At 69.1% G+C, this 4534-nt stretch carries 4 protein-coding genes and 1 pseudogene; 2 read left to right on the top strand and 3 right to left on the bottom strand.

Annotation, left to right across the window (positions count from 1 at the left end):
* A partial coding sequence (locus tag IE269_RS42540) for an IS3 family transposase (RefSeq protein ID WP_189828739.1) occupies window positions 1-810 on the top strand: 810 nt, incomplete at its 5' end.
* Between the two features lie 54 nt (window positions 811-864).
* Here the strand turns inward: IE269_RS42540 and IE269_RS42535 are convergent.
* The gene (locus IE269_RS42535; protein WP_229898637.1) at window positions 865-1494 is read right to left on the bottom strand and encodes a hypothetical protein; all 630 of its coding nucleotides are present in this window, start codon (window positions 1492-1494) and stop codon (window positions 865-867) included.
* Window positions 1495-1884: 390 nt separating this feature from the next.
* The gene (locus IE269_RS42530) at window positions 1885-3333 is read right to left on the bottom strand and encodes an MFS transporter (protein ID WP_229898639.1); all 1449 of its coding nucleotides are present in this window, start codon (window positions 3331-3333) and stop codon (window positions 1885-1887) included.
* Window positions 3334-3728: 395 nt separating this feature from the next.
* Between IE269_RS42530 and IE269_RS43950 the strand changes: the two genes are divergently transcribed.
* Window positions 3729-4043, top strand: a complete 315-nt coding sequence (locus IE269_RS43950; protein ID WP_189828740.1) for a SpoIIE family protein phosphatase — start codon at window positions 3729-3731, stop codon at window positions 4041-4043.
* On the opposite strand, the pseudogene IE269_RS42520 reads toward IE269_RS43950, so the two are convergent.
* A pseudogene (locus IE269_RS42520) lies at window positions 4040-4534 on the bottom strand (glycosyl hydrolase family 18 protein); the annotation flags it as partial. The gene IE269_RS43950 and the pseudogene IE269_RS42520 overlap by 4 nt on opposite strands.

Genomic DNA, 4534 nt, shown 5'->3' with positions numbered 1-4534 from the left:
TCGAGCTTCTACTACTGGCGGCGGACGGCTGCGGACCGGGCCGCCCGGCAGGTGGCCGACGCCCGTCTGGCCGCCCGGATACGGGCAGTGCACCAGGAATCGGACGGCACCTACGGAGCCCCGAGGATCACCGCCGAGCTCCGCGAGGAGAACGGCGTCGCGGTCAACCACAAGCGCGTCGCCAGGATCATGCGGGCATCCGGGATCGAAGGAGTCCGTTTGCGCCGCCGGCACCGCACCACCGTCTCTGACCCGGCCGCCGCCAAGGCCCCGGACCTGATCGGCCGCGACTTCACCGCGGACAGGCCGAACACGAAGTACGTCGGCAATATCACCTACCTGCCCATCGAGGGCGGGAAGTTCTGTTACCTGGCGACCGTCATCGATCTCGCATCACGCCGTCTGGCCGGCTGGGCGATCGCCGACCATATGCGCGCGGACCCCGTCACCGACGCCCTGGCCGCGGCGATCCGAACCCACGGCAGTCTCGCCGAATCAATCATGCACACCGACCACGGAGCTCAGTACACGAGCAGGATCTTCGCCGAAGCGTGCAGGTCAGCAGGGGTTCGGCGGAGCATGAGCGCGGTCGGGTCCAGCGCGGACAACGCACTCGCCGAGTCCTTCAACGCGACCTTCAAACGCGAGACCCTTCAAGGACGAAAGAGTTGGCCGACCGAGCGCGAGGCCTTCCGCTGGCTCCACCGCTACAACACCCGACGCCGACACTCCCACCTCGGACAACGATCACCGATCGCCTTCGAGAACGCCCTCCACCGCACACAAACTACGCTGGCACAAGCCGCATAACCCGTGTTCAGGATTCGGGGTCAAGGCCCAGCCTCACCTCGCCCCTGCTCCTCCTCACCGAGGCCCGACGCCGCCGGTCACGACCTGGTCGCCGTCGGGTACGTCCTCGGCGGTGACCGACGCCCGGGGAACGCCGAGTTCACTGGCCACCTCCCGCGCGAGCCCCTCAATGTCCGGGCCCGATGGAACCGGCACCTGCTCGCCCTCGCCGTAGCTCTCGATCGCCTTCGTGAAATAGCTCGGGTGCCAGGCGCCCACGGCCCCCCTGACCTCGACGGAGGCCACGGGCCTGTCACCCACCGCGGCGTCCAGTGCGGGCAGGATCGCGTCGGAGCGCAGCTCCCCCGGCACCTGGAAGAGGCTGGCGTGCGCACCGACCAGCCCGCCGTCACCGAGCCGCACGGTGATCGTGAGGCAGCTGGTGACACTGGGGTACGTCAGCACGCCTCCCGGGGCGACCTCCCGCACCTGGCCCTCCGTCACCGTCGCGCGGTCGGGTGCCGTCGAACGGGCCGCCGGGCGCGTGCCGGTGGAGGCAGGCTCGTACGCCTGGGCGGTCGTGCCGAGCCCCAGGCTCAACGCGAGCAGAGCCGCGGGGAGTACCACGACGCGGGCGGCGCGCCTGGGTACGGAGGCGCGGACGGCTCGGCAGGCGGGGTGGAGCGATGGGTGGGAGGCGGACACGGTTCTCTCCTGCAGCGGATGCGGTGGGGCACCCGCAAGCCTACAAACCCGCAGGTGCGCGCATCACACCAGTGGGAACCGAACAAGACCAGCAACCCGCTGACGGCTCCCGACCCTTGTGCCCGCCCCGGACACCTGTGGGGCGGGCACAGCCGTGATGGGATGGCTTCGTTCGGGTCACGGCCGGGATTCCACTGCCCGCCGATTAATGATCCCTAGAAGTGAAGGGCACCGATTGCTGACACGGGGTGAGCACGTCAGCAGGTCATGCCGGAGCCGACACCGAGTCCCTCCAGCGGGTGCTCCCAGACGATCCCGTTGCGGAGCGCGAACGGGATCGCCGGGGAACGCTTTGTGGTGCGGAGCATCCAATGGCCTCAGGACTCTTCGTCAGGGTTTCTCAACAGTCCTGGCCATGGCAGCGGCCAACGCTGCGAGGAGCAGGACGCCCGCCGACCACCAGGCCGCGACAGTGAAGCCGTGCACCATGCCCGCCCCCAGGTCCCGGCCCCGGGACGGGTGGACGTCGAGATAGCGGGTGGCGGCGGACGACGCGATCGTGTTCAGCAGGACGGTGCCCAGGGAGCCGCCGATCTGCTGGAAGGTGGAGACGGTCGCGGACGTCACGCCGGCGTCCTTCGGGGCGACCCCGGCGGTGGCCGTCGCATAGACCGGCATGAAGGTCATGCCCATGCCCAGGCCGAGCAGCACCAGCGCGGGCAGCACCCCGGTGGTGTAGGCGGAGTTCGTGCTCAGACGGGTCAGGAGCAGCATGCCGACGGCGGCGAGCAGCATGCCGGGGACCATCAGGTTGCGGGGGGCGGTATGGGGCAGGAGGCGGGCGGCGATCTGTGTCGCGCCGATGACGATCGTGACGGACATCGGCAGGAACGCCAGACCGGTCCTCAGGGGTGAATAGTCGAGGATGGCCTGAAGGTAGTAGGTGAGGAACAGAAAGGCGCCGAACATGGCAACGGTGGCCAGGCCCATCGTCGCCAGCGCCGCGGCACGGGTCCTGTCGCTGACGACGTGCAGCGGCAACAACGGATGCTTGGCGTGGGACTGCCACCACACGAAGGTGGCGAGCAGGACCGCACCGGCCGCGAACAGCGTCAGCACCAGCGGATCGGCCCAGCCGGCGGATTCGGCACCGTTGGATGCGTACACGATCGCCACGAGCCCGCCGGAGGCGAGCAACGCGCCGGGGACGTCGAGGCGCACCCCGCGCTGGGCGGGGCTGTCCTTGAGGAGGACCAGTGCGCCGCCGAGGGCGACCAGTGCGACGGGGACGTTGACGTACAGGCACCAGCGCCAAGTGGCGTATTCGGTGAGCAGGCCGCCCACGAGCAGCCCTATGGCGCTGCCGCCCCCGGCCAGCGCGCCGTAGATGCCGAATGCCCGGCCACGCTCGGCGGGGTCGGTGAACGTGTTGGTCAGCAGTGACAGTGCGGAGGGGGCCAATACGGCCGCGCAGGCTCCTTGCAGGGCTCGCGCCGCGAACAGCGCACCGGGGCCGTCGGCCGCGCCGCCGAGCGCGGAGGCGGCGGCGAATCCGACCAGGCCGATCATGAAGGTGCGTTTGCGGCCGACCAAGTCGGCGATCCGGCCGCCGAGCAGGAGCAGGCCCCCGAAGGCCAGGGAGTAGGCGGTGATCACCCACTGCCGGTCCGCATCCGACATGCCCAGTCCGTTCTGGACGGAGGGCAGGGCGATGTTGACGATCGTGCCGTCGAGAATCACCAACAGCTGGGCCCCTGCGATGACGGCGAGGGCCCACCACCGCTTCGGATCGGGCAAATCGGCCGCGTTCGCGGGGGTATGAGGGACCGGCGTGGGCACGGCGTCCCTGGGAGAGGACTTCTTGGTCAAGGCGATCACATATCTGTGTCAGAGGTACAGGAGCAGACGCGCGGTCCTCCACCTCGGGACGCGACACAAGGGATCGCGAGAACAGCGGACACCACCATGAGGTGCCGCACAGTGACAGGGGGGAAGAGTCCTACCGCGCGCCGAACGAGGGCACACGGCCGGGGGCAACTATGGCCGCCACACTCGTCGTCCAGTTCCAGTCCATGTTTTCCACCTCCTCCCGGCCAGGCACACGGTACGTATCGACGCCGAACGCGCCGAATGGTGCGCGCGGCAGGGGCCCCGCCGCACATGACCTCCGGCAGGATAGGTCAGCCAGCCAGCGTCGCAAACGGATTTAGAGGTGGCTCGTTCTCGGGGAAGGGCTGAGCTGCAAGAACGCTGGTGCCCGGTCAGGCAGTACTCAGCGCGAGATCCAGTTTCGGGCCGGAGACCGGGTCCTCCCGCATACCGACGGCATCACCGAGGCCCGGAAGGCCGACGGCAGCGAGCTGGGCATCGAGCACCTCGCGGACGACATCGCGGACTCCGGCACGCTCAGCGAACTCGCCCCGGAAATTCTGCGCCGGCTCATGCACAGTTTCCTCGGTGCCACCGGCCCCCGTCTGGGCGATGACGCGACCACTTTGATGGTCGAGTGGAGGCCCGCACAGCCGGTGGCCGAGGGCAGCGGTTCCTAGGGTGTGTAGACGGCGGCGCTGCCGTACAGCTCCTTGGTGAACGCCGAGACGTCGGCGCTGCGGTCGCTGCCGTCGAGGTTGTACGTCAGGTAGACGCCGTATCCCTCGCTGACCGTGCGGCGGGCGAGGGAGGCGACCGTGTTCCGGGAGGTCCCGCCGATCTCGACGGCCGCGGGCGACAGCTTCGACTTGGGCAGGGCGATGCCCGGGACCTGCCAGGAGCCGTAGTACGGATTCCAGGCGTAGTCGAACTTCGAGGAGACGTTGACGCCGCCGTAGGACAGGCGGGACGCGGCCGGGCCGATGTTGTAGAGGCTGATGATCTTGCCCGGCATGTTCGCGCGCAGCGCCGTCACCAGATACACGAAGGAACTGCTGTTCGGCTGGCCGGTGCCGTTGTTGCCGTACTCGGCGTACTCGTCGTCGAAGTCGATGCCGTCGAGACCGTACCGTGCGACGGCGTCGGACAGCTGCTTCGCGAAGGCCGAAGC

Source organism: Streptomyces spiroverticillatus (assembly GCA_014650415.1).
Taxonomy (GTDB): domain Bacteria; phylum Actinomycetota; class Actinomycetes; order Streptomycetales; family Streptomycetaceae; genus Streptomyces; species Streptomyces spiroverticillatus.
This window is presented reverse-complemented; position numbering and strand designations above follow the sequence as displayed.